At 61.8% G+C, this 25,774-nt stretch carries 23 protein-coding genes and 1 tRNA gene; 5 read left to right on the top strand and 19 right to left on the bottom strand.

Going from position 1 to position 25,774, the window contains the following annotated elements:
* Positions 1-22: 22 nt before the first annotated feature.
* Together rpsG and rpsL are read right to left on the bottom strand one after the other, a co-directional pair.
* Positions 23-493, bottom strand: a complete 471-nt coding sequence (gene rpsG, locus DBIPINDM_RS37205) for a 30S ribosomal protein S7 (RefSeq protein ID WP_008875664.1) — start codon at positions 491-493, stop codon at positions 23-25.
* Positions 494-553: 60 nt separating this feature from the next.
* On the bottom strand, positions 554-925 hold the full coding sequence (gene rpsL / locus DBIPINDM_RS37210; protein WP_006333356.1) for a 30S ribosomal protein S12: 372 nt from the start codon (positions 923-925) through the stop codon (positions 554-556).
* Between the two features lie 483 nt (positions 926-1,408).
* Between rpsL and DBIPINDM_RS37215 the strand changes: the two genes are divergently transcribed.
* The 3 genes from DBIPINDM_RS37215 (at position 1,409) to DBIPINDM_RS37225 (ending at position 3,820) form a co-directional block, all read left to right on the top strand.
* Positions 1,409-1,690, top strand: coding sequence for a transcriptional regulator (locus tag DBIPINDM_RS37215; protein WP_096445651.1), 282 nt, complete (start codon positions 1,409-1,411; stop codon positions 1,688-1,690).
* A 16-nt stretch (positions 1,691-1,706) separates the two neighbouring features.
* Positions 1,707-2,819, top strand: coding sequence for a PLP-dependent cysteine synthase family protein (locus tag DBIPINDM_RS37220; RefSeq protein ID WP_258583923.1), 1,113 nt, complete (start codon positions 1,707-1,709; stop codon positions 2,817-2,819).
* Positions 2,820-2,893: 74 nt separating this feature from the next.
* On the top strand, positions 2,894-3,820 hold the full coding sequence (locus tag DBIPINDM_RS37225; protein ID WP_258583924.1) for a Gfo/Idh/MocA family protein: 927 nt from the start codon (positions 2,894-2,896) through the stop codon (positions 3,818-3,820).
* Positions 3,821-4,118: 298 nt separating this feature from the next.
* Here the strand turns inward: DBIPINDM_RS37225 and DBIPINDM_RS37230 are convergent, their stop codons facing one another.
* Positions 4,119-4,784 (bottom strand): O-methyltransferase, encoded by a 666-nt coding sequence (locus DBIPINDM_RS37230; RefSeq protein ID WP_258583925.1) that lies wholly within the window; start codon positions 4,782-4,784, stop codon positions 4,119-4,121.
* A gap of 222 nt (positions 4,785-5,006) precedes the next feature.
* On the bottom strand, positions 5,007-5,402 hold the full coding sequence (locus DBIPINDM_RS37235) for a chlorophyllide reductase (protein WP_258583926.1): 396 nt from the start codon (positions 5,400-5,402) through the stop codon (positions 5,007-5,009).
* Positions 5,403-5,613: 211 nt separating this feature from the next.
* On the opposite strand from DBIPINDM_RS37235, the gene DBIPINDM_RS37240 reads away from it, so the two are divergent.
* On the top strand, positions 5,614-6,078 hold the full coding sequence (locus DBIPINDM_RS37240) for a DUF2975 domain-containing protein (RefSeq protein ID WP_258583927.1): 465 nt from the start codon (positions 5,614-5,616) through the stop codon (positions 6,076-6,078).
* A gap of 10 nt (positions 6,079-6,088) precedes the next feature.
* On the top strand, positions 6,089-6,301 hold the full coding sequence (locus tag DBIPINDM_RS37245; protein WP_056568371.1) for a helix-turn-helix domain-containing protein: 213 nt from the start codon (positions 6,089-6,091) through the stop codon (positions 6,299-6,301).
* A gap of 121 nt (positions 6,302-6,422) precedes the next feature.
* Here DBIPINDM_RS37245 and rpoC read toward each other — a convergent pair whose 3' ends face one another.
* The 15 genes from rpoC to tuf form a co-directional block, all read right to left on the bottom strand.
* Positions 6,423-10,619: a DNA-directed RNA polymerase subunit beta' gene (gene rpoC, locus DBIPINDM_RS37250; RefSeq protein ID WP_258583929.1), complete on the bottom strand. Its 4,197-nt coding sequence runs from the start codon at positions 10,617-10,619 to the stop codon at positions 6,423-6,425.
* A gap of 128 nt (positions 10,620-10,747) precedes the next feature.
* Positions 10,748-14,884 (bottom strand): DNA-directed RNA polymerase subunit beta, encoded by a 4,137-nt coding sequence (gene rpoB / locus DBIPINDM_RS37255; RefSeq protein WP_258583930.1) that lies wholly within the window; start codon positions 14,882-14,884, stop codon positions 10,748-10,750.
* Positions 14,885-15,147: 263 nt separating this feature from the next.
* Entirely contained in the window at positions 15,148-15,525 is a 378-nt protein-coding gene (rplL, locus tag DBIPINDM_RS37260; RefSeq protein ID WP_008875658.1) for a 50S ribosomal protein L7/L12, read from the bottom strand.
* A 54-nt stretch (positions 15,526-15,579) separates the two neighbouring features.
* Positions 15,580-16,098: a 50S ribosomal protein L10 gene (gene rplJ / locus DBIPINDM_RS37265; protein WP_027146631.1), complete on the bottom strand. Its 519-nt coding sequence runs from the start codon at positions 16,096-16,098 to the stop codon at positions 15,580-15,582.
* A 396-nt stretch (positions 16,099-16,494) separates the two neighbouring features.
* Positions 16,495-17,193, bottom strand: a complete 699-nt coding sequence (rplA, locus tag DBIPINDM_RS37270) for a 50S ribosomal protein L1 (RefSeq protein WP_027044965.1) — start codon at positions 17,191-17,193, stop codon at positions 16,495-16,497.
* Between the two features lie 4 nt (positions 17,194-17,197).
* The gene (gene rplK / locus DBIPINDM_RS37275; RefSeq protein ID WP_010909262.1) at positions 17,198-17,626 is read right to left on the bottom strand and encodes a 50S ribosomal protein L11; all 429 of its coding nucleotides are present in this window, start codon (positions 17,624-17,626) and stop codon (positions 17,198-17,200) included.
* A 185-nt stretch (positions 17,627-17,811) separates the two neighbouring features.
* Positions 17,812-18,339 carry a transcription termination/antitermination protein NusG gene (nusG, locus tag DBIPINDM_RS37280; protein WP_010909261.1) on the bottom strand — a complete coding sequence of 176 codons (528 nt, stop codon included), beginning with the start codon at positions 18,337-18,339 and terminating at the stop codon, positions 17,812-17,814.
* Between the two features lie 29 nt (positions 18,340-18,368).
* Positions 18,369-18,572 (bottom strand): preprotein translocase subunit SecE, encoded by a 204-nt coding sequence (gene secE, locus DBIPINDM_RS37285; protein ID WP_027044964.1) that lies wholly within the window; start codon positions 18,570-18,572, stop codon positions 18,369-18,371.
* Between the two features lie 360 nt (positions 18,573-18,932).
* Positions 18,933-19,008 (bottom strand) — tRNA-Trp (locus tag DBIPINDM_RS37290).
* A gap of 82 nt (positions 19,009-19,090) precedes the next feature.
* Positions 19,091-19,642: a putative glycolipid-binding domain-containing protein gene (locus DBIPINDM_RS37295; protein ID WP_258583932.1), complete on the bottom strand. Its 552-nt coding sequence runs from the start codon at positions 19,640-19,642 to the stop codon at positions 19,091-19,093.
* Positions 19,643-19,669: 27 nt separating this feature from the next.
* The gene (locus tag DBIPINDM_RS37300) at positions 19,670-20,152 is read right to left on the bottom strand and encodes a group II truncated hemoglobin (RefSeq protein ID WP_258583933.1); all 483 of its coding nucleotides are present in this window, start codon (positions 20,150-20,152) and stop codon (positions 19,670-19,672) included.
* 91 nt (positions 20,153-20,243) lie between these two features.
* Entirely contained in the window at positions 20,244-21,905 is a 1,662-nt protein-coding gene (locus DBIPINDM_RS37305; protein WP_416361735.1) for a hypothetical protein, read from the bottom strand.
* A gap of 461 nt (positions 21,906-22,366) precedes the next feature.
* Positions 22,367-22,753 carry a hypothetical protein gene (locus tag DBIPINDM_RS43745; protein ID WP_416361736.1) on the bottom strand — a complete coding sequence of 129 codons (387 nt, stop codon included), beginning with the start codon at positions 22,751-22,753 and terminating at the stop codon, positions 22,367-22,369.
* 125 nt (positions 22,754-22,878) lie between these two features.
* Positions 22,879-24,207 (bottom strand): hypothetical protein, encoded by a 1,329-nt coding sequence (locus DBIPINDM_RS37310; RefSeq protein ID WP_416361737.1) that lies wholly within the window; start codon positions 24,205-24,207, stop codon positions 22,879-22,881.
* A 150-nt stretch (positions 24,208-24,357) separates the two neighbouring features.
* Positions 24,358-25,533 (bottom strand): elongation factor Tu, encoded by a 1,176-nt coding sequence (tuf, locus tag DBIPINDM_RS37315; RefSeq protein WP_010909256.1) that lies wholly within the window; start codon positions 25,531-25,533, stop codon positions 24,358-24,360.
* Positions 25,534-25,774: the final 241 nt, after the last annotated feature.

Genomic DNA, 25,774 nt, shown 5'->3' on the forward strand with positions numbered 1-25,774 from the left:
GCCTCTCAGTCCTGTTCGCGCTTTACCAGCGGTAGTGTGCGAAAGCGCGGTTGGCTTCAGCCATCTTGTGGGTGTCTTCACGCTTCTTGACAGCCGTGCCGCGGTTGTTGGCCGCGTCCATCAGCTCGCCCGAGAGGCGGTCGACCATCGTCGTCTCGTTGCGGTTGCGGGCGGCAGCGATCAGCCAGCGAATGGCCAGCGCCTGACGGCGCTCGGGGCGCACGTCGACCGGAACCTGGTAGGTGGCGCCGCCGACGCGACGCGAACGCACCTCCACATGCGGCGCGACATTGTCGAGCGCCTGATGGAAGACGGTGACCGGCTCCTGCTTGGTCTTCGACTGAACCTGGTCGAGCGCACCGTAGACGATGGTCTCGGCGACCGACTTCTTGCCGTCATACATGACGGCATTCATGAACTTGGTGACGATCAGATCGCCGAATTTCGGATCCGGATTGATCTCACGCTTTTCTGCACTGTGACGACGCGACATGGCTTTTGTCTCTCAATCTCGTAGCCCGACGCATTCAAGCAGCGCCAAGGCCGGAAAATCTTACTTCGGACGCTTGGCGCCGTACTTCGAACGGCGCTGCTTGCGGTTCTTCACGCCCTGCGTGTCGAGCACGCCGCGGATGATGTGGTAGCGAACGCCCGGAAGATCCTTGACGCGGCCGCCGCGGATCATGACCACGGAGTGCTCCTGAAGGTTGTGACCTTCGCCGGGGATGTAACCGATCACTTCAAAACCATTGGTCAGGCGGATCTTGGCCACCTTGCGCAGCGCCGAGTTCGGCTTCTTCGGCGTCGTTGTATAGACGCGCGTGCAGACGCCCCGCTTCTGCGGGTTCTGCTGCATGGCCGGGACCTTGTTGCGCTTCACCGGCGCAATGCGCGGCTTGCGGATCAGCTGGTTGACGGTAGGCATTAAACCCTCTTGTCTCTCAATTCCGTGTCTCGCCCGGTCAGGGCCGCTCAAAGCGTCATTTCCATACGCAAATTCGGGCCATAAACCGCGCCTCGCGGTCTTGCCCGAACAAATGGCAGAGGAAGCGGAAGCCGCTTCATGCACGCCGGAAATGTCTTTTCGCTCGTAAAACGAACCCTGTTTGAGGCAAACTCCAAAGCGTGTCGCTTCGGAAGGGAGAGCCTCACATCGGTTCTGACTGGGCGGCTTCTACTCGTAAGCCCGCGAACCGTCAACCCCGGAGTGGCAAATATTGCATCGAAGCCGGGGCTTGGCAGCTATGCGAAAACCGCATGTAATTTTCTTTCGCCGTTTTGCAAGACCGAGGAAGAAAGTGACCGGCTTTTGGCTGTTGCAAAGCTTTGCTTCATGCGAAAAAGCCGCATGAGCAGCCCAAATCCCCTCGCCCACCCAGTCTCTTTGGCAAAAAACAGGAATCAGCCCGTGAACGACAATGAGGAGCGCCCGGTCACCATTATCACCGGCCGGGTGTGGAAGCGCAAAGGCGGCAAAGTGGAAGGCGTGCATGTCATGCTGGTCGCCCCCGACGACGATTCGGCGGTGCGCCGCGCCCTCGAATCGCTTGCGGCGGAAGGTTACGCCGAGGCCGAGCTCGACCAGATCGGCGACATGGACGGCGTGCCCGACGACGAGCCGCATTTGTCAGCCTACCAGGGCGCGCTCGAAGGCGAAGTGTCGATCGTCACCTTCGACGTGCCGATCTGAACCCAGGGCATAGATAATGGCTGGACCGAAAGCGGTTGAACCTGCATCCCGGGCCTGGGCCGACCGGGCGATCGCCGCGATCGAGGCCGACCAGCACCGTTCCGCCGACACCCACCTCTGGAAACTCGACCTGCCGGCGCTGGCTGGCATCGACTTCTATCTCAAGGATGAATCCACCCATCCGACCGGCAGCCTGAAGCACCGGCTGGCGCGTTCACTGTTTCTCTATGGGCTGTGCAATGGCCTCATCCGCGAAGGCTCACCGGTAATCGAAGCGTCATCCGGTTCGACGGCGGTGTCGGAAGCCTATTTCGCCCGCATGATCGGCGTGCCGTTCTATGCGGTGATGCCGCGTTCGACCTCGCGTGAAAAGATCGCCGCGATCGAACACTATGGCGGCAACTGTCATTTCATCGACGACGGCAGGCGCATCTATGCCGAGTCGGCCGAACTCACGGAGCGGCTCGGTGGTCATTTCGTGGATCAGTTCACCCACGCCGAACGGGCCACCGACTGGCGCGGCAACAACAACATCGCTGATTCCATCTTCGGACAGATGCGCGAGGAGCGGCACCCGATCCCAAGCTGGATCGTGATGAGTGCCGGTACGGGCGGCACCACGGCCACGATCGGCCGCTACCTGCGCTACAAGCGGCATGCGACCCGGCTGTCGGTCGTGGATGTCGAGCGCTCGGCTTTCTTTGACGGCTTTGCCACGCATGATCGCGATTGCCGCTGCGAGCAGCCGTCGCGGATCGAGGGCATCGGTCGGCCGCGCATGGAACCATCCTTCGTGCCCGGCGTGATCGACCACATGCTGAGGATACCGGATGCGCTGTCGCTGGCGGCGATGCGGGTGCTGTCGCGCCGACTCGGCCGCCGTGTCGGTGGCTCGACCGGCACCAACTTCATCGCCATGTGCTTTCAGGCCGCGCGCATGATCGAGCATGGCAAGACCGGTTCGCTGGTGACGCTGATCTGTGATTCCGGCGACCGCTATGCCAACACCTATTATTCCGACGAATGGCTGGCCGCCAACGGCCTCGACCCCTCGCCCTTCGAACCTGCGATCGAAGCCTTTCTGGCGGGCGGAAAACTGGCGCTGCAGTTCGAGGAAAGCTGGGGCTGATCGTTAGGCTTCGGCTTGCCCGAGGCAAGTGTTCTGCTAGAAACGCTCACCATCACCAAACAGACGGAGCGGCCGTGTCCCAGCCCATCAAGATAGGCATCGTCGGCGTCGGCAAGATCGTCCGCGACCAGCACTTGCCGGCCCTGGCGAAAGACCAGAGCTATCGCCTCATCGCCGCCGCCAGCCGGCACGGCAAGGTCGACAACATTCCGAATTTCCCGAGCATCGAAGCAATGCTCGACGCAGTGCCCGAACTCGAGGCCGTGTCACTCTGCATGCCGCCCCAGTTCCGCTACGATGCGGCGCGCACGGCGCTGATCGCGAAAAAGCATGTCTTCCTGGAGAAGCCGCCCGGCGCCACCGTCAGCGAAGTCGAGGACCTGAAGAGGCTGGCGACGGCCAATGGCGTCTCGCTGTTTGCCAGCTGGCATTCGCGCTACGCGCCGGCGGTGGAGGCCGCGCGCGCTTTCCTGGCTTCAGCCAAGGTCAAGTCGGCCGCCATCAACTGGAAAGAAGATGTGCGCCGCTGGCACCCTAACCAGGACTGGATCTGGGCGCCCGGCGGTTTTGGCGTCTTCGATCCCGGCATCAATGCGCTGTCGATCGCAACCCACATCCTGCCGGCGATGTTCATCACCTCGGCCGTGCTCGACTTTCCCGAAAACCGCGCCGCCCCGGTCGCGGCGCAAGTCACCTTTCGCACCTCGAACGGATTGCCGGTGACAATGGACCTCGACTGGCTCCAGACCGGCCCGCAGAGCTGGGACATCCTGGCCGACACCGACCAGGGCAAGATGGTGCTCTCGGGCGGTGGCTCGAAGCTCGCCATTGACGGTAAGGTGGTTCACGACGAGCCGGAAGCAGAATATCCCCAGCTCTACCGCCGCTTCGCCGAGATCGTGCGCGCCGGCGTGTCCGACGTCGATCTGGCTCCGCTCCAGCATGTCGCCGATGCCTTCATGCTCGGCAAGCGCAACGTGGTCGAGGCGTTTTTCGATTGATTTGTGCACGCGATGGGATCGCGGACCTGGCTTGAATGCACGCTCGTGCCAAGTCGACCCCCACTCCGTCTCGGCTACGCCGAGCCACCTCTCCCCCGATCGACGGGGTAGAGGAAGGGCGCGAGCCTATTGCCGCCACCGCTCGTGCAACGCGGCTTCCTTTCCCTCCGGAGGAAAGGTGGCGCTGCGAAGCAGCGACGGATTGGGGGAAGCCGGTCATCAAACGAACAGCCGATGACAAGTGAGCACGACCGAGTTGGTCTGATATCAGCGTCATTCAGACAATCACGGTGTGATATCACTCGACGATCGCAATGGCAAAGCCGTCATAGCCCTTGGCGCCGACGGTCTGGATGGCGGTGCCATCCAGGCGCGTGTCGCCGCCGATGAACGAGAACGCTGCCCGAGCGCCCACGACATTGGCGTCATGGCCATCCCCGTCGAGCACTGCGCCGTCGCGGATGACATTATCGCAGATGATCACTGTCCCCGGCCTCGAAAGCCGCATCGCCCAGGACAGATAGTGCGGGTTGTTCGGCTTGTCGGCGTCGATGAAGATGAGATCGAACGGCCCGGCATTTTCAGAGCTTAGCGCGGCAAGCGACTGGAGGGCCGGCCCGACCCGCAGGTCCACGCGTTCCGACACGCCTGCCCGGTCGAAATTCGACTGCGCGACGCTGGCGTGATGCGGATCGAGTTCAAGCGTCACGATCCTGCCGTCGGCAGGCAAGGCGCGCGCCATCCAGATCGTCGAATAGCCCCCCAGCGTGCCGACTTCGAGGATCCTCTTCGCACTCTGAATGCGCGCAAGAAGCGAAAGCAGCTTGCCCTGCGCCGGCGAGACGTCGATCGGCGGCAAACCTTGATCACGGTTGGCGGCCAGAACAGCGTCGAGGGCGGGATCTGCCTCGAACAGCGCGTCAACGATGTAGCCGTCGACAGCCGCCCAGGTCTTCTTGCTCATCGTTTCTTCCAATCCATCAAGAGCCGAATCACGAAACGGGGCCGCTTAAGGGTTGCGGCAAGGAAACACGTGATGTTGTCGGGTGTCCGAATTCAAGTTCGTTCAGAATGTTCGTACCAACCGCGACAGGTCGTCGTAAATGAAAAAGCCGCCGGGTTGCCCCGACGGCCCCCATCATCGAAGCGCTGTCGATCGCGATCCAAGTCCGGCGGAGTGCTTGGATCAATCCGTGGTGCGGCAGCCAGCGCGCTTGACCATATCGGCAACGATCAGCGGTGTCGCCGGCGTCTGCGACCAGCTATCCTGACGGGGTGCGCCGGCTTCGAGGGCGGCGCGTACGGCCCCAGTATCCAGGCTGAAAGACTTCTTGCACGAACGGGCGCCATTGCCGATCGTGTCGACGATGACGCCGGCGGTTTCACCGACTCCGGCGACATAGGCGACAAGCGTTTGCCTGGCGATCGGGCTGGAATCAGCCTTTTCGATCATCTCCATCACCTGCGCCACCGATATCCGGCCAGTCGCCGTCGATGGCAGAGCGTGGGCTGCAAAAGGCGTCGCGAGCGCGGCCGTGAACCCGATGGCGGCAAGGGTAATCTCGCGGTTGAAGGAAAGCATTGGTAGCTCCTGTTGCGTTGGACGTTGACAGGGATCATCCTTATGCATAAATTAATTATTGTAAAACGATAATTTCTTATCACATAGCGAGACAATTATGATTGAACCTGCCATCACGGCGCCGGATCCGAACCTTGCACGTCAGACAAGGCTGAGGCGCATTCGCCTTTGCAGCCTGGTGCTGGCCAGATGCTTTGTCGCGCTGGCGGTAGTGCTGACCATTGCCGTGTTGAGCTACTGGCTTGCCGCCCCCACCGCTTCGATCGCGATGGATGCCAATATCCCTCAGGAATGGCTGAACGGCATTGGCCTCGGTCGAAGACTGGCCGGGTTCGCGATCTCGTTCGCGCCGCTCGCCTGTCTCGTTTTCGCACTGATGGCAGCCCGACGCGCCTTCCAAGCCTTTGCGACCGGGGACTTCTTCGGTCAGAACGCCATCAGGAATTTGCGGTATTTTGGCTTCGGGCTGTTGGCATCCGCTGTGCTGAAGCCAGTTTCGGGGGCCGCGTTGTCCGTTCTCTTGAGTTTGGACGCGCCTGCCGGCCAGCACCGGCTGACACTCGGTCTCGACAGCGACACGCTGCTGACCTTGCTGACCGCAGGCATCATTGCCGTGATCACCTGGGTCATATCAGAGGCATCCGCGCTCGCCGACGAAAATGCGCAGTTCATATGAGGATCAGCTTATGCCCATAAGGGTCAGGCTCAATGTCGTCCTCGCCGAACGAAACGTGAAGTCGAAGGACCTGGCCGAACATGTCGGCATCACCGAAGCCAACCTTTCCCTTCTGAAACAGGGAAAGGTCAAAGGCATCCGGTTCGACACGCTGGAGCGCATCTGCGAGTACCTCGACTGCGAGCCGGGGGATTTGCTTCGCTTCGAGAAGCCGTCTGAATAGAACAACAAAAAGGCCGCCGGGTTGCCCCGACGGCCCTGTTGCCTGAGATTTCTTACTTTTTCTGGCGCAATTCCGGACGGAAAACCGCTTTGCACTTTTCCTGGAATTGCTCCCGCCGCGCTTACTGCGCGGCGGTTGTCATATCGGCCAGCATCGGCTCGGCGATTTCCACACCGGAGGCCTTGCGGCGCTCGTCGATGATCAGTTCGTCGCGCGAGGTGGCGATGCGCCGGATCTGGCTCATCGTGCCGCCGGTACCGGCCGGGATCAGTCGGCCGACGATGACGTTTTCCTTCAAGCCCTGCAGCATGTCGGTCTTGCCGGCAACCGCGGCTTCCGTCAGCACTCGGGTCGTCTCCTGGAAGGAGGCGGCCGAGATGAAGGACGGCGTCTGCAGCGAGGCCTTGGTGATGCCGAGCAGCACCGGCTGGCCTTCGGCCGGCTTCTTGCCGTCCTCGATCAGGCGCTCGTTGACCTCTTCCAGTTCGATCACGTCGACGTGGTCGCCCGGAATGTAGGTCGAGTCGCCCTGCGTGGTGATCTCGACCTTCTGCAGCATCTGGCGAACGATCACCTCGATGTGCTTGTCGTTGATCGACACGCCCTGCAGGCGGTAGACTTCCTGGATCTCGTTGACGAGGTAGGAAGCAAGTGCTTCCACGCCCTTGATCGCCAGGATGTCGTGCGGCGCCGGATTGCCGTCGAGGATGTAGTCGCCCTTCTCGATGACGTCGCCGTCCTGGAGATGGAACGGCTTGCCCTTCGGGATCAGGTATTCGACCGGCTCAAGCGTCGAGTCATGCGGCTCGATGATGATGCGGCGCTTGTTCTTGTAGTCGCGACCGAAGCGGATCGTGCCATCGATCTCGGCGATGATGGCGTGATCCTTCGGACGACGTGCCTCGAACAATTCGGCAACACGCGGCAGACCGCCGGTGATGTCCTTGGTCTTGGCGCTTTCCATCGGGATACGCGCCAGCACGTCGCCGGGGCGAACCTGCGCACCCGGCTCGACCGAGAGAATGGCCTCGACCGAGAGCAGGAAGCGGGCATCGCCACCCTTCGACAGCTTGCCGACCTTGCCCTTGGCGTCCTGAATGGCAATCGCCGGCTTCAGGTCGTTGCCGCGCGGCGTCGAGCGCCAGTCGATGACCTCACGCTTGGTGATGCCGGTCGACTCGTCGGCCGTTTCCTGAACGGAAATGCCGTCGACCAGATCCTCGTACGACACCTTGCCCTCGATTTCGGTGAGGACCGGGCGGGTATAGGGATCCCATTCGGCGATACGCTGGCCGCGCTTCACCTTGTCGCCATCGTCCACGAAGATGCGCGAACCATAGGTGACACGGTGCGTGGCACGCTCCTTGCCGGCTTCGTCGAGGATCAGCACCGCCATGTTGCGGCCCATGACCATCTGCTGGCCGTCGGAGTTGCGCACCACGTTGCGGTTGCGGATCTCGACCTTGCCCTCATAGGAGGCTTCAAGGAACGAGCTGTCCACCACCTGCGCGGTACCGCCCATGTGGAAGGTACGCATGGTGAGCTGGGTGCCCGGCTCGCCGATCGACTGCGCCGCGATGACGCCGACGGCTTCACCCTGGTTGACCGGGGTGCCGCGCGCCAGATCGCGTCCGTAGCAGACCGCGCACACGCCAACCCTGACCTCGCAGGTCAGTGCCGAGCGGATGCGGACCGACTGGACGCCGGCCTTTTCGATCTGTTCCACGTCACGCTCGTCCATCAGCGTTCCGGCCTTGACCAGCAGGTCGCCGGTCACCGGATGGTTGATGTCGTCGAGCGCGGTACGGCCCAGCACACGCTGGCCGACCGAAGCGACGACCTGACCGGCATCGACGATCGGCTGCATGGTGAGGCCCTTGTCGGTGCCGCAATCCACGGAGTTGACGATGCAGTCCTGTGCCACGTCGACCAGACGGCGGGTGAGGTAACCCGAGTTCGCCGTCTTCAAGGCGGTGTCGGCCAGACCCTTGCGGGCGCCGTGGGTCGAGTTGAAGTACTCGAGCACGGTCAGGCCTTCCTTGAAGTTCGAGATGATCGGCGTCTCGATGATTTCACCCGAGGGCTTCGCCATCAGGCCGCGCATGCCGGCGAGCTGACGCATCTGGGTGGGCGAGCCACGCGCACCGGAATGCGACATCATGTAGATCGAGTTCATCGGCTTCTGACGGCCATTGTCCTCGAACTCGACCGCCTTGATGCGGGCCATCATTTCGTCGGCGACCTTTTCCGAGCACTTGGCCCAGGCGTCGACGACCTTGTTGTACTTCTCGCCCTGCGTGATCAGGCCGTCATTGTACTGCTGCTCGTATTCCTTGGCCAAAGCCTCGGTGTCGGAGACCAGCTTGATCTTGGTATCCGGGATCAGCATGTCGTCCTTGCCGAACGAAATGCCGGCACGGCAGGCGTGAGCGAAACCGAGCGCCATGATGCGGTCGCAGAAAATGACCGTCTCCTTCTGACCGCAATGGCGGTAGACGGTGTCGATCATCTTGGAGATGTTCTTCTTGGTCATCTCCTGGTTGGCGGTCTCGTAGGGCACATTGACGTTCTTCGGCAGAAGCTCGCCGATGATCATGCGCCCAGGCGTGGTGTCATGGATCTTCGACACGACCTTGCCTTCGGCGTCGACCGTGCGGAAGCGGCCCTTGATCTTGGCGTGCAGGGTCACCGCCTTGGTCTCGAGCGCGTGCTGGAGTTCGCCCATGTCGGCAAACACCATGCCCTCGCCCGGCTCGTTCTGGTTGACGATCGAGAGATAGTAGAGACCGAGGACCATGTCCTGCGACGGCACGATGATCGGCGCGCCGGAAGCCGGGTGCAGGATGTTGTTGGTCGACATCATCAGCACGCGGGCTTCAAGCTGCGCTTCCAAGGACAGCGGTACGTGGACGGCCATCTGATCGCCGTCGAAGTCGGCGTTGAAGGCCGTGCAGACCAGCGGGTGCAGCTGTATCGCCTTGCCTTCGATCAGGATCGGCTCGAACGCCTGGATGCCGAGGCGGTGCAGCGTCGGCGCGCGGTTCAGCAGAACCGGATGCTCGCGGATGACCTCGTCGAGGATATCCCAGACTTCCGGACGCTCCTTCTCGACCAGCTTCTTCGCCTGCTTGACGGTCGAGGAGTAACCCTTGGCGTCGAGACGGGCATAGATGAAGGGCTTGAACAGTTCGAGCGCCATCTTCTTCGGCAGGCCGCACTGGTGCAGCTTGAGCTCCGGACCGGTGACGATGACCGAGCGGCCGGAATAATCGACGCGCTTGCCGAGCAGGTTCTGGCGGAACCGGCCCTGCTTGCCCTTGAGCATGTCGGACAGCGACTTCAGCGGACGCTTGTTGGCGCCGGTGATGACACGGCCGCGACGGCCGTTGTCGAACAACGCATCGACGGCTTCCTGCAGCATGCGCTTTTCATTGCGCACGATGATGCCGGGAGCGCGCAGCTCGATCAGCCTCTTCAGACGGTTGTTGCGGTTGATGACGCGGCGATAGAGGTCGTTCAGGTCGGACGTGGCGAAACGGCCGCCGTCCAGCGGGACGAGCGGACGCAGGTCCGGCGGGATCACCGGAACCACCTTCATGATCATCCATTCCGGACGATTGCCGGATTCCATGAAGTTCTCGACGACCTTGAGCCGCTTCAGATACTTCTTCTGCTTGAGCTCGGACGTGGTCGAAGCCAGTTCCGAACGCAGGTCGCCGGCGATCTTCTCCAGGTCCATGCCGGCCAGAAGGTCATGAATGGCCTCGGCGCCGATCATGGCGGTGAAGCTGTCCTCGCCATACTCGTCGACGGCGATCATGTACTCTTCCTCGCTGAGCAGCTGGTGCTCCTTCAGCGCGGTGAGGCCAGGCTCGGTGACGATGTAGTTCTCGAAGTAGAGGACGCGCTCGATGTCCTTCAAGGTCATGTCGAGCAGCGTGCCGATGCGCGAGGGCAGCGACTTCAGGAACCAGATGTGAGCGACGGGAGCGGCGAGCTCGATATGGCCCATGCGCTCGCGGCGGACGCGCGACAGCGTGACTTCGACGCCGCACTTCTCGCAGATGACGCCCTTGTACTTCATGCGCTTGTACTTGCCGCACAGGCACTCATAGTCCTTGATCGGGCCAAAAATGCGCGCGCAGAACAGACCGTCACGCTCCGGCTTGAAGGTGCGGTAGTTGATGGTCTCCGGCTTCTTGATCTCGCCGAACGACCAGGACAGAATCTTCTCAGGGCTGGCCAGTGAGATCCGGATGGAATCGAACACCTGCGCCGGCGCCTGCGGATTGAAGAGATTCATGACCTCTTGGTTCATGCCGTTCTCCTTTTCGGGGTCCTCGAAAACCCCTTGCATCTAACGCGGACCAAACGCCCGCCGTCTTTGTCGGCCACTGGCCGTCGAATTCGTTTGGCGCGCCGCAACTTGTGCGGCGCGCCGTAGCCTTACTCGGCTGCGTCGGGCAACCGGACAGGGTTGTCGTCGAGCTTGGTGTTCTCCAACTCGACATTGAGGCCGAGAGACCGCATTTCCTTGACGAGCACGTTGAAGCTCTCGGGAATGCCGGCCTCGAAGGTGTCGTCGCCGCGGACGATCGCCTCGTAGACCTTGGTGCGGCCGGCGACGTCGTCCGACTTCACCGTCAGCATTTCCTGCAGCGTGTAGGCGGCGCCATAGGCTTCCAGCGCCCAGACCTCCATTTCGCCGAAGCGCTGGCCACCGAACTGCGCCTTGCCGCCCAGCGGCTGCTGGGTGACGAGCGAGTACGGACCGATCGAACGCGCGTGGATCTTGTCGTCCACCAGGTGGTGAAGCTTGAGCATGTAGATATAGCCCATCGTCACCTTGCGATCGAACGGCTCGCCCGTGCGTCCGTCATAGAGCTGCGACTGACCGCTGGTGTGCAGGCCCGCCTGCTCCAGCATGATGTTGATGTCAGCCTCGTGCGCGCCGTCGAACACCGGGGTCGCGATCGAGACGCCGCGGCGCATCTGCTCGCTGAGGCGAACAATGCTCTCGTCGTCATAATCACGGACCGGCTCGTTGCGGTCGTTGGCCGGAATGAAGCTCTCGAGCGTCTTGCGCAGCGGCTTGATGTCGCCAGCCACCTTGTACGCGTCGATCAGTTCGCCGATCTTCCTGCCCATGCCCGCGCAAGCCCAGCCCAGATGCGTCTCCAGGATCTGGCCGACATTCATGCGGCTCGGCACACCCAGCGGGTTGAGCACGATATCGGCATGCGTACCGTCCTCGAGGAAAGGCATGTCCTCGACCGGAACGATGCGCGACACGACACCCTTGTTGCCGTGACGGCCGGCCATCTTGTCGCCCGGCTGCATCTTGCGCTTCACCGCCACGAAGACCTTGACCATCTTCATGACGCCCGGAGGCATTTCGTCGCCGCGCTGGACCTTCTCGACCTTGTCCATGAAGCGCTGTTCGAGCGCCTTCTTGGAGTCGTCGTACTGGCCACGCAGGGCTTCCAGTTCGCTCTGGAGCTTTTCGTTCTCCACGGCAAACTGCCACCACTGCGAACGCGGATACTCGTCGAGCGTATCCTTGGACAGCGTCGAGCCCTTCTTGAAGCCCTTCGGTCCAGCGATCGCTTCCTTGCCAACGAGCACGTCGGAAAGACGCGCGTAGACGTTGCGGTCCAGAATGGCCTGCTCGTCGTCACGGTCCTTGGCGAGGCGTTCGATCTCCTCGCGCTCGATCGCCATGGCGCGCTCGTCCTTCTCCACACCGTGGCGATTGAACACGCGCACCTCGACGACGGTGCCGAATGTGCCCGGAGGCATGCGCATCGAGGTGTCGCGCACGTCCGAAGCCTTTTCGCCGAAGATGGCGCGCAGAAGCTTCTCTTCCGGCGTCATCGGGCTTTCGCCCTTCGGCGTGATCTTGCCGACCAGGATGTCGCCCGGCTGAACTTCCGCACCGATATAGACGATGCCGGCTTCGTCGAGGTTCTTCAGCGCTTCTTCCGAGACGTTCGGAATATCACGCGTGATTTCCTCCGGACCGAGCTTGGTATCGCGCGCCATGACCTCGAACTCCTCGATGTGGATCGAGGTGAAGACGTCGTCGGCGACGATGCGCTCGGAGAGCAGGATCGAGTCCTCGTAGTTGTAGCCGTTCCACGGCATGAACGCGACCAGCACGTTGCGGCCGAGCGCCAGATCACCGAGCTCGGTCGACGGGCCGTCGGCAATGATGTCGCCCTTGTTGACCCGGTCACCCATGCGCACCAGCGGACGCTGGTTGATGCAGGTGTTCTGGTTCGAACGCTGGAACTTCATCAACCGGTAGATGTCGACGCCGGACTTGCCCGGATCGAGATCCTCGGTGGCGCGGATAACGATACGCGTCGCGTCCACCTGGTCGACGATGCCGCCGCGGCGGGCGCCGATGGCGGCACCCGAGTCACGGGCAACGATCGGCTCCATGCCGGTGCCGACAAACGGTGCCTCGGCGCGTACCAGCGGCACGGCCTGACGCTGCATGTTGGAGCCCATCAGCGCGCGGTTGGCGTCGTCGTTCTCGAGGAACGGGATCAGGGCCGCGGCCACCGACACCATCTGCTTGGGCGACACGTCCATCAGATCGACGTTTTCACGCGGCGCCATCATCACTTCGCCGGCACTGCGGCAAATGACGAACTCGTCGACGAAGCCGCCATTCTTGTCGAGCTCGGCGTTAGCCTGCGCGACATGGTGCTTGGCTTCTTCCATTGCCGAGAGATAGACGACGTCATTGGTCAGCTTGCCGTCGACGATCTTGCGGTACGGGCTCTCGATAAAGCCGTACTTGTTGACACGTGCGAAAGTGGCCAGCGAGTTGATCAGGCCGATATTCGGGCCTTCCGGCGTCTCGATCGGGCAGATACGGCCGTAATGCGTCGGGTGCACGTCGCGCACTTCGAAGCCGGCGCGCTCGCGGGTCAGACCACCCGGTCCAAGCGCCGACAGACGACGCTTGTGGGTGATCTCCGACAGCGGGTTGGTCTGGTCCATGAACTGCGACAGCTGCGAGGAGCCGAAGAACTCGCGCACGGCGGCAGCCGCCGGCTTGGCGTTGATCAGATCCTGCGGCATCACCGTGTCGATCTCGATCGAGGACATACGCTCCTTGATCGCGCGCTCCATGCGCAGCAGGCCGACGCGGTACTGGTTCTCCATCAACTCGCCGACAGAACGCACGCGGCGGTTGCCAAGATTGTCGATGTCGTCGATCTCGCCCTTGCCGTCGCGCAGTTCGACCAGCGTCTTGACCACGGCCAGGATGTCGTCCTTGCGCAGCACGCGCACGGTGTCCTCGGCCTTGAGTTCGAGGCGCATGTTCATCTTGACGCGGCCGACAGCCGACAGGTCATAGCGCTCGCTGTCGAAGAACAGCGAGTTGAACATGGCTTCGGCGGTTTCGAGCGTCGGCGGCTCGCCGGGGCGCATGACACGGTAGATGTCGAACAGCGCGTCCTGGCGGCTCTCGTTCTTGTCGACGTTGAGCGTGTTTCTGATATAGGCGCCGACATTGACGTGGTCGATGTCGAGAACCTTGATCTCCTGCTCGCCAGTGCCAAGCAGCACCTTCAGCGTCTTTTCATCGATCTCGTCGCCGGCTTCGAGGAAGATCTCGCCGGTGGCGTAGTTGACGATGTCTTCGGCCAGGTAGTTGCCGAGCAGGTCCTCGTCGGTCGCCTTGATCGCCTTGAGACCCTTTTCGCCAAGCGCCCTGGCCTGACGGGCGGTGATCTTCTTGCCGGCTTCGACAACGATCTCGCCCGTATCGGCGTCGACCAGGTCGCCGACAGCCTTGAGGCCGCGGAAACGCTCGACGTTGAACGGGATGCGCCAGTGGTCACCGGCGCGCTTGTAGGTGATCTTGTTGTAGAAGGTCGACAGGATCTCTTCGCCGTCCATGCCGAGCGCCATCAAGAGCGACGTCACCGGAATCTTGCGGCGACGGTCGATGCGGGCGTGCACGACGTCCTTGGAATCGAACTCGATGTCGAGCCACGAACCGCGATAGGGAATGACGCGCGCGGCAAACAAAAGCTTGCCAGACGAGTGCGACTTGCCCTTGTCGTGGTCGAAGAAAACGCCCGGCGAACGGTGCATCTGCGAGACGATGACGCGCTCGGTGCCGTTGACGATGAAGGTGCCGTTCAAGGTCATGAGCGGCATGTCGCCCATGTAGACGTCCTGCTCCTTGATGTCCTTGATCGACTTGGCGCCGGTATCCTCGTCGATATCGAACACGATGAGGCGCAGCGTCACCTTCAGCGGCGCGGCATAGGTCAGGTCGCGCTGACGGCATTCGTCAACGTCGAATTTCGGTCCTTCGAACTCGTACTTCACGAACTCCAGCATCGAGGAGCCGGAAAAATCGGAGATCGGGAAGACCGACTTGAAAACAGCCTGCAGTCCCTCGTCCGGACGCCCGCCCTTGGGCTCGTCCACCATCAGGAACTGGTCATAGGATGCCTTCTGAACCTCGATCAGGTTCGGCATCTCCGCAACTTCCGGAATCTTTCCGAAGAACTTGCGTACGCGTCTGCGGCCATTGAAAGTCTGGGTCTGGGCCATCGTCGCTCCTTAGCTCAAAACTCGGGACGGGCCTCGCCGCGGCCCGCCTTGCATACCGAGCCGCCTGGGCGGCGGCTCTCTGTCTGTTCTCCGTCCGCCCCAACCAATTGCTTGGCGGCAGCCGGCTAAAACGGGAGAAAACCCGTTTCCTGAAGGCCGGTTGCGGCCCTCAGGAAAGAGGTTCTCGTACATCTCGCGCTACGCGTCCTCCCTTCGGGCGAAGGGAGTGGCGGACGGCGCGAGGCCGCCCGCCGCTTTTACGCTTACTTCAGGTCGACCTTGGCGCCGGCTGCTTCCAGCTGGGCCTTGAACTTGTCAGCGTCGGCCTTGGAAACGCCTTCCTTGACCGGCTTCGGAGCCGCTTCGACCAGATCCTTGGCTTCCTTGAGGCCAAGACCGGTGATGGCGCGGACTTCCTTGATGACGTTGATCTTCTGAGCGCCAGCTTCGGTGAGGACGACGTCGAATTCCGTCTTTTCCTCGGCCGGAGCAGCGGCAGCAGCAGCGCCGCCAGCAGCGGCAACCGCCACCGGAGCAGCAGCCGAAACGCCCCACTTTTCTTCCAGAAGCTTCGACAGCTCGGCCGCCTCGAGGACGGTCAGCTTCGAAAGGTCGTCTACGATCTTTGCGAGATCAGCCATTGTTGTATTCCTTCATAAGGTTCGAACGTGTGTTTGTGATAGCGAGGAACGGCCTCATGCCGCCTCGTCCTTCCGGGCGTAAGCGCCGATGACGCGCGCGACCGAGGCCGCTGGCGCATTGACGATCTGGGCGATCCGGGTTGCCGGCGTGGCGATCATGCCAACCAGCCTGGCGCGCAGCTCATCGAGCGACGGAAGTGTGGCGAGTGCCTTCACACCGTCGGCGTTGAGCGAGGTGGTGCCCATTGCGCCACCGAGAATGACAAGCTTGTCATTTCCCTTGGCGAAATCGGACGCGACCTTCGGCGCCGCAATCGGATCCTCCGAATAAGCGATCAGCGTCTGTCCCTTGAACAGGTCGATGATCGATGCGGAGTCCGTGCCCTGAAGAGCGATTTTGGCGAGACGGTTCTTCGCGACTTTAACGGTGCCACCGGCGGCGCGCATTTTCGACCGAAGGTCATTCATTTGCGCGACGGTGATACCGGCATAGTGGGCCACGACGACTGAACCTGCGCCCGAAAACGCATCATTCAGGCCCGTGACGAGTTCGCGTTTTTCCGCTCTGTCCACTGCCTATCTCCAGTTGACCCCAATCCTGTTCAACGGGAACATTCCCATTGACGAGGACAGGCGTCGGGTTGCCTTTTGCCGGCCGGGCCATCCAGTAACGGATCTCCCGAACGACGCTCGAGGATCCTGCCCCCTTTCGCCACACCGCCGGCCAAGCCGACGATGCGCAGACAAAAGGCAAACACGGTTCGAACCTTCCATTGGAGCTTGTCGCTCCGTTGTCCGGTTTTCACCCGTCTCATGCAGGCCCAATTGAATTAAGGCTTCTGGGCCGCCTGCAATCTCGGACAGGATGTCCGGAAGCCTCTCGGCTTCCGGTACCGGGCCCCCAACAAGTCGGAGGCCCGGAATTCACTTGCGGATCAGCCGCTTAGCGGCCGATCCAATATGTTCGTATCAGGACGCTGCGAGCGTCGAGACGTCGAGCTTGAGGCCCGGGCCCATCGTCGAGGTGACCGACACCTTCTTGACGTAGTTGCCCTTGGCACCAGCCGGCTTTGCCTTGGTCACCGCATCGGCGAAGGCACGGATGTTCTCTTCCAGCGCCTTGACGTCGAACGACACCTTGCCGACGCCGGCATGAACGATGCCGGCCTTCTCGACGCGGAACTCGACCGCGCCACCCTTCGATGCCTTGACGGCGGCGGCGACGTCGGTGGTGACGGTGCCGACCTTCGGGTTCGGCATCATGCCGCGCGGGCCGAGCACCTTACCGAGACGGCCGACCAGCGGCATCATGTCCGGCGTGGCGATGCAGCGATCGAAATCGATCGTGCCCTTCTGGACGATGTCGACCAGGTCCTCCGCACCGACGATGTCGGCGCCGGCGGCCTTGGCTTCCTCGGCCTTGTCGCCACGGGCGAACACGGCGACGCGAACCGAGCGGCCGGTGCCGTTCGGCAGGTTGACCACGCCGCGGACCATCTGGTCGGCATGGCGCGGGTCGACGCCGAGGTTCATGGCGACTTCGACGGTCTCGTCGAACTTGACCGAGGAACGGTCCTTGAGCAGCTTCAGCGCATCACCCAGGGCATAAGCCTTGTTGGGATCGATGCCTTCGCGGGTCTTCGATACACGCTTTGCAATCTTTGCCATGATCTTAGCCCACCACTTCCAGACCCATCGAGCGGGCGGAGCCCTCGACCATGCGCATGGCCGCCTCGACGTCGTTTGCGTTCAGATCCTTCATCTTGGCAGTCGCGATTTCGCGAACCTTGTCGCGCGAAACGGTGCCAGCCTTGACCTTGCCCGGCTCCTTCGAGCCCGACTTCAGGTTCGCTGCCTTCTTCAGGAAATAGCTCACCGGCGGCGTCTTCATGACGAAGGTGAACGACTTGTCCTGGTAGTAGGTGATGACGACCGGAACCGGCGATCCCTTTTCCATTTCCTGGGTCTGCGCGTTGAACGCCTTGCAGAACTCCATGATGTTGATGCCACGCTGACCAAGCGCCGGGCCGATCGGGGGCGACGGCGTAGCCGAACCCGCGGAGACCTGAAGCTTGAGCTGGCCTGCAATTTTCTTAGCCATCTCTTTTTCTGCCTTTGTCTATGCCGGCCCCACTATCTGGGAAATCCGGCGGTTGCAGTCTGGTGGTGCGGTTCACGTGGCCGGCTAAAGCCGCGTTCGCCTCCCACCGTTCTCAGCCGCGCGTTTCCGCGCCGCCTCCCTGATCGCCGAACCGGCGTCGCCGGTCCAACATCGGGGATTTCGGATCAGCCCTTTTCGACCTGTCCGAATTCCAGATCGACAGGCACGGCGCGCCCGAAGATCGAAACTTCCACCTTGAGCCGCGCCCGCTCCTCGTCCACTTCCTGAACGAAGCCGTTGAACGACGCGAAGGGACCATCGGAGACGCGGATCGCCTCGCCGATCTCGAAAGTGACCGAAGGCTTCGGCCGCTCGACGCCTTCCTGCACCTGGTTCAGGATGCGCTGCGCTTCCGCCTCGGTGATCGGCACCGGCTTGGAGTCGCCGAGAAAGCCGGTGACCTTCGGCGTGTTCTTCACCAGCGAGAACACGGCGTCGGTCAGGTTGGCCTTCAGGAGCACGTAGCCCGGGAAGAACTTGCGCTCGGCATCGACCTTGCGGCCACGGCGAACCTCGACGACCTTCTCGGTCGGCACCACGATCTGCTCGATATCGGCGGACAGGCCCTTCTGCTTGGCCTTGTTCTCGATGTCCTCGGCGACCTTCTTTTCAAAGTTCGAATAAGCGTGGACGATGTACCAGCGCGCAGCCATTTTTTTAGACTTCTCCGTAGTCGCCGGACTTAGCGTCCAATGCCCAGAATCTGTTCGATCGCGAAGCCCATCAACTGATCGGCACTAAAGAAAAAGATCATCGCAATCACAGCGAAGGCCAGAACCATCACCGTCGAGATCATCGTTTCGCGGCGCGACGGCCAAGTCACCTTGGCGGTCTCCGAGCGAACCTGCTGGAGAAAGACGAAAGGATTTGTGGTTTTCGAAGCCATATGCCGCTCTGTCTTCAAGACCCGTTGGCCGGGTCTCCTGGATGATCCCGCTGGCCGGGACGTGCCGCCTGAGCCCAATCTCGCGCCGAATCAGCGCAATCATTTCGCCCATGCAAATCAGACGCGTAAAGCCGGCTTCCCAGCTCCACGCGTCGCGTGTCTGTTCTGTCTACATAAAACCGATTCTTGATCCACGCAAGTGGCAAGTGTCCGCTTTATGACCAAACACCGCCTCGGAACCATCCAGTCGTTCCGTCCCGGCTATGGCGCCCTTATGCCCCAATCGGCCTAATATGGCAAGCGTGTCGCCGTTTTTCAAAGGCGGCCCACAAAAAATCGTTTCTGGTGGCCATTCGGAAATGGCACGGGCAGCAGGGCTCGAACCTACGACCTGCGGTTTTGGAGACCGCCGCTCTACCAACTGAGCTATGCCCGTATCGTGCGCGCCTCGGCGCAGCAGGGGTTTCCTAAAAGCTTCCGCGCTCTCTGTAAAGAGTGGTTTGCATGCAAACGCGCCTTCATCCCCTTTGCCAGAAATCGGGATAGGTGACGACCAGCCCATCGCCGTCGATCTCCAGTTCGCGCTTGAAGCCACTGGCGCGCGATTCATAGAGATACCGTCTGCCCTCCTCGAGGCATGTGTAGCGCTGCGGGTTGCCCACGACCGTGAGCGCCGGGAATTCGATAAAGGCGGTGATGATCTCGGCACTCTGCCCGGCGGAAAGCCGCAGGCGCCGGATCGGCAGCGTGTTGGTGAACGGCGTGACGGTGAGATCAGGGTCGAGCACACCATCGAGTTCAGGTACGGGAAAGCCGTCCCGAAGCCAGCGGCCACCGCCATCGGAGGCAAGAACCAGCGTCCGGCCAGAGCCGATCATGTCGACCGTGACACTCCTGGCGCGCCAATTCGCGTCGCATTCTATGCGATAGCGGACGGAAAAAGGGGGTTGGCCGGAGCAAATAACGACGGAGTCGGCCAGGACTTCCCCTGCCCGCTCGCGCAGTTCGAGATGCTCGATGCCGGGGCCGTCCCACTCGCGCCAGCGCACGATCTTCAAATCTTCCGACATAGTCCTGCGCTCCGAGGCGGCTGGAAGCTACTTTGTTTCCGGCGGCGTATACGGCCCGCCGGGCACGCCCCAGCCCCAGGCCGGCATCGGTTCGGTCTCGGGATCGCAGGTCTCGCCGAGATTGGAGTTCATCTTGGCCAATCGCGATCCCCATTCGATATAGCCCATGAAGGCCGAGCGGAATTCAGGATCGTCGGGCAGACCGACGGCATCGGCGGCATCGGCGAGCAGATTGATCCAGCGGCGGCGCTGCTCTTCCGTCAAATGCTTGCCCAGATGATGCATGACCATCTCGCGGTGGCCGCCAAATTTCTCGCTGTAGGTTTTTGGTCCACCAAAGACCTCGCCGATGAAGGCGGCGACATGGGCGGGGTGGTTCGGCGACATGGTCTTGAACACCGGCCCGACGACCGGGTCCTTTGCCACCTTGTCATAGAAGGTCTGTGTCAGCCGGTTCAGCGCGTCGCTGCCGCCGGCCCATTCATAGAGTGTCGGAACATCCTTGCGCATGGCGGTCACCTGTCCTCGATCGCCGCAGACGGTAGCGGAAAGACCCGACCGGCCTCAACCTGCCTCGATGGCCAGTTCAACAGATGCCTTGCTACAGTTTGGCCGGCATGTCGGCTTCGGCGTTGGCTGACGGCATGACCCGACAATTGTCCGGCCTCGGAACAGACCTGCATATGGTGGCGCCAGTCAGTTCGTCGGCAGACTGCGGCCCGGTTGCCAGCCCGAATTTCAGTATCGCCTGCTGATAGAGCTGCCGTTTGGATGAGGAGAGCTGTATGGCGGCGAACAAGCCGGGTCCGATCGCCATCTCCTCGAGATACGCCTTGACCTTGTCCCCAGGCCCAACGGAACTCACGCTGAGGCGCACGGCAGGCCCGATGAAGCGCCTGACGCCACCGGCAATCATGATCGGACAGGCCGAAGCACATTCGCCCTCGGATTCGATGGTGAGCCCGGTGTGGACACCGTCCTTGGCCAGGCAATCCGCCGAGGGATCGCAATCGACGAAATCCGTGTGGGCGACGACGACATCGAGCTTGCGTTCGCGGATCAGCCTGCCGGCGGCAAGCGCGCCCTCGACATCGCCTCCTTGCGAGTTGATGACGATCGGCAGCCGCCGGCCGGCGACGGCATCGAGTGCCTGGCGTAGTCTTTCCGGCGTCTGCGCGGTGATCGCGCCCTCCGCCGAGATCCATTCCGGACAGTCGGGATTGCAGAGCGGGTTGCTGCCGCGGACAAGCACGAAGCGCATGTCCGCCTCCTTCGGCGTCGTGGCCTCAGCCGGCGCAGCGGGAGCTGGTTTTGCCTGGGCGGTCGGGAGATTGGCCGGCATCGCCTCTTTATCAGCCGGTATCTCCCGGCAGTTCGCCGGCATCGGATTTGCCTTGCAAATGGTTCCGCCGGTGAAAAGCTCGACGGTGTCGAGGGAGGTGACGAGGTTCATGTGGAGCATATTGTCGAGAACCAGCTGATGGATTTCGCTGGCCGGCGTGTTCTTCATCGTGATGAACACGCCGGCGCCTATCCCCATCCCCTGCAAATAGGCCGAAAGCCTCTTCTCGACCGCCTTGCTCATTTCGTAGGTCTTGTAGCTGCCCGCGTTCTTGCGGCTGACGACCTTGGTGCTGATGATCTTCTTCTTGCCGTTCACGATCCGGTAGGTGGTCCGGTAAAGCAGCTTCTCGCGCTTATAGGTGGTGGTGACCTGGTGGACGCCGAGATAGGCGAAATCCCCGACAACCCGGCGGACACCGCCGGAAAACATCAGCGGGCAGGCGGAATTGCACATGGCGCCGCTGTCATAGGCCATGCCGAAATAGTCGGCGCCCTTGCCCTGGTTATCCCTGCAATTCTTCATCTCCGGCTCGCAGCCGGAAAACACCGTCGTGCCGACAGCGATGTCGAGCTTGTTCTTGCGGATCATCTGGCCAAGCGTCACCGCCGCATCGACATTGCCGCCGGGGGAATTGACAACCACCGGCAATTGCCGGCCTTTGAGCGCCTTGAGCGTGCGCTTGAGCAGCGACGGTGTGCCCGCCTCGATTGTGCCTTCGGCCGATATCCATTCCGGACAGTTGGGCTCGCATCCCGGCGCATTGCTGCGCACGACGGCGAACCGCATCGAGGGGATCTCCAGCGACTGCTCCTGGGCCCGCGCCGCCGGAGCAAGCAGTACGATGGCAATCAACAGCGCAAGACCAGCCAGCGCCTGCGACCACCATGCATGCTCATCCAAACGGCTGTCCGGAACCACTGCGGCAAAGCTCCCTCGGTGCAACCTATACTAGACAAGGTCCGAGAGCTTGCAACAGGGTTCGACTTAGCTGACACGCGGTGTAGCTGGGGTGAAAGAGCAAAAAAGCAGCCTGAGAGCCGCTTAGTCGTTTGTCGCCGAGGATGGCTATTGAGGTATTGAAACGGGTGTCTGGCCTTTGGCTTTTTTGGGAGCCAGGGCGCAGTCATGATTCGCTCCCGTGCCAGGCGCATTCTCGAAAGTGCACCGCGTTTCCGGCGGTATCCCGCAGACCTTGTCCAGGGCTTTGAACCCTACACACTTGCCGTCGGGCCCGCGATAACCAGGCCCTCCCTTGCAACCGCACCCCTTGCAGGCCGGGCGTTCGGGGCAATCGGTTCCGAACGCCGGATTTTGAAAGGCCAGCGCCATCATCAACAGAACCAGCAGGGCTATGACTTGGCGCGTTCCGGCCTCCAACGCTAAAGTTTGGGCGGCGTCTTTGCCTCGGCATCAGCCGATGACAGAGCCCGGCAATTGTCCGGTTTTGGCGCCGATTTGCAAATGGTGGGGCCTGTCAGCACGTCCACCGATTGCGGCCCGGTGATCAATCCAACCGTCAGCATCAGCTCGGGTTCAAGCTGGCGCTCGACCGATCGCTGCTCGAGCGCCGCGAACAGACCGGGATCGATCGCCATCTCTTCCAGGTAGGCTTTGACTATCCGCTTCTGCCCCATTGCGTACATGCTGAGCCGGGCCTCGGGATCGACCAGCCGCCTGACGCCGCCGGTAAGCACGAGCGCGCAGGCTGAATCGCACTCCACTCCAAAATCGCTGATCAGCCCGACATAGACGCCGTTGTCGGCCAAGCAAGCTCCCCCTACCGGATCGCAGCCCGTGATATTGGTGCGGGCGACCGCGACGTCGAGCCTCCGTTCCCGGATGAGCCGACCGACCATCAAAGCGCTGAACAGGTCGCCTCCCCGTGAGCTGATCACAACGGGCGCCGCGTTTTGCCAAGCATGGCGAGCAACTGGCTAAGCCTCTGCGGGGCCTGTGGCGTGATCGCGCCTTCGGCCGAGATCCATTCCGGGCAGTCGGGATTGCAGAGCGCGTCGCTGCCACGAACAACCACGAAGCGCATCTCCGGCGCCCCATTTCCTGGCGCTGCCCAGAACGGCTTGGGGGGCGGAGCCTTGGCAGGTTGGGTTGGTGCTGCGTTGGCAGGTTGGGTTGGTGCCACCTTGGCAGGTTGGGTTGGTGCTGCCTTGGCAGGCTGCGAAAGTGAGACTTGAGCCGGTTGAGAGGGGGCGGGCTTGGCCTCTATCGCCGCCACGTCGGCCGGCTTGGCGTTCGCAGGGATTTCCCTGCAGTTCGCCGGCGCAGGACTTCGCCGGCACATGCCTGCCCATATAAGCAGGTCGACAGTGCCCTTGCTGGTGACCAACTTCATCGTCGTCATGTCGTCGAGGGCGACCTGGCGGATGTCACCCGCGGGCGTGGCTTTCATGATGTCGAGAATACCTTGCCCCACTCCCATTTCCCTGAGATAGGCCGACAGCTTCCTCTCAACCGCCTTGCTCATCTCGTAGGTCTTGTAGGTGCCGACGTTCGTACGGCTGACGATCTTGCTGCTGACAATCTTCTTCCTGCCACGCACAATTCTGTACGTGGTACGGTAATAGACCTGTTGGCGTTGGAATGTCGTGGTGATCTGGTGGACGCCCAGATAAGCCCATCGCCCGACCAGGCGTTGGACACCTCCGGCAAACATCAGCGGACAGGCGGAATTACACATGGCACCGCCGTCGGACGCGACGCCGAAGTAGGTGGCGCCCTTGCCATCGTTGGCCCGACAATCGCCCATTCCCGGCTGACAGCCGGAGAATTTGGTGGCTCCGACGGCTACATCGAGTTTGTTCTTGCGGATTATGCGGCCGAGCTGGAGCGCGGCGTCGACATTGCCGCCGGGAGAATTGACGATGATGGGTAGGTGGCGGCGACCGAGCGTCTTCAATATCTGCCTGAGTTTGGCCGGCGTGCCGGCCTCGATGGCGCCTTCAGCGGAAATCCATTCCGGACAGTTTGGCTCGCAGCCAGCCGCGTTGCTGCGGACGACGGCAAATTGCATCTCCGGGAAACTATCGGACAGAAGGTGCTGAAGGTACCACTTGTCAGGATTCCATGTTCTTGGGTCGGAGGGGTCAGCAGCCCTCGTGGCGGAGGCAGCTATTGCCATAGCGATCACCAGCGCCAGGTGGACCAACCAACGCCGCGAGCCTGTTGTACTTTTTGAACGATGCCCCAGAACCACGGTTGGCAAATGCCCTCCACCAACGCAACTCATAATAGTTACGGCGGGAATTCGTGCAACAACTTAAACGGCAGCAATACTTGTTCAACGGAGCTTAAAAAACAAAGGGCGGTCCGAAGACCGCCCTTTTCTTCTCGATCCGGCTAGTGCCGGTCTCGATTATTCCTTGATGGTGACGACGATGCCGGCACCGACGGTGCGGCCGCCTTCACGGATGGCGAAGCGCAGCTTCTCTTCCATGGCGATCGGCACGATCAGCTCGACATCGACCGTGATGTTGTCGCCAGGCATCACCATCTCGGTGCCAGCCGGCAGCGACACGATGCCGGTCACGTCGGTCGTGCGGAAGTAGAACTGCGGACGGTAGTTGGTGAAGAACGGCGTGTGACGGCCACCTTCGTCCTTGGTCAGGATGTAGGCTTCGGCCACGAACTTCTTGTGCGGCTTCACCGTGCCCGGCTTGGCCAGAACCTGGCCGCGCTCGACACCTTCACGATCAACGCCACGCAGCAGCGCGCCGATGTTGTCGCCAGCCTGGCCCTGATCGAGCAGCTTGCGGAACATTTCCACGCCCGTGCAGGTCGTCTTGGTCGTCGGACGGATGCCGATGATCTCGAGTTCCTCGCCGACCTTGACCACGCCGCGCTCGACGCGGCCGGTGACGACCGTGCCACGGCCCGAGATCGAGAACACGTCTTCGATCGGCATCAGGAACGGCTTGTCGAGCGGACGAACCGGCGTCGGGATGTAGGCGTCGACCTGAGCCATCAGCTCGCGGATCGCGTCCTCGCCGATCGTCTTGTTCGAATCTTCAAGAGCGGCCAGCGCCGAACCCTTGACGATCGGAATGTCGTCGCCGGGGAATTCGTTCTTCGAGAGCAGCTCGCGAACCTCGAGCTCGACCAGTTCGAGCAGCTCGGCGTCGTCGACCTGGTCGACCTTGTTGAGGAACACCACGATCGACGGCACGCCGACCTGACGGGCCAGCAGGATGTGCTCGCGGGTCTGCGGCATCGGGCCGTCGGCAGCCGACACGACCAGGATCGCGCCGTCCATCTGCGCGGCGCCGGTGATCATGTTCTTCACATAGTCGGCGTGGCCGGGGCAGTCGACGTGGGCATAGTGGCGGTTGGCCGTCTCGTATTCGACGTGAGCCGTCGAGATCGTGATGCCGCGGGCCTTCTCTTCCGGCGCCGCATCGATCTGGTCGTAGCGCTTGTACTCGCCAAAATACTTCGTGATCGCCGCCGTCAGCGACGTCTTGCCATGGTCAACGTGACCAATCGTGCCGATGTTCACATGAGGCTTAGTGCGCTCGAATTTACCTTTTGCCATAGTCTCTTTCCTTGGACGGCCTTGACCTTCAGTTCAGTCGAATGCGGGGCGATTAGCGACAAAGGCCAAAAAACACAAGCGTCTTTTGGCCGGGTGCCGTCTCACTCAGTCCGAACCTGGGATCCGATTGCGGGGATGTGGCGCTGATATAGGAAGGCGATGCGTGAAATGAAATGGGTGACAGGCCGATCGCTCAAGGTCTGCGTCAAGTGCTCTTGCCCGCCAATCCTGTCTGGTTCAC

Source organism: Mesorhizobium sp. AR02 (genome assembly GCF_024746835.1).
Lineage (GTDB): Bacteria > Pseudomonadota > Alphaproteobacteria > Rhizobiales > Rhizobiaceae > Mesorhizobium.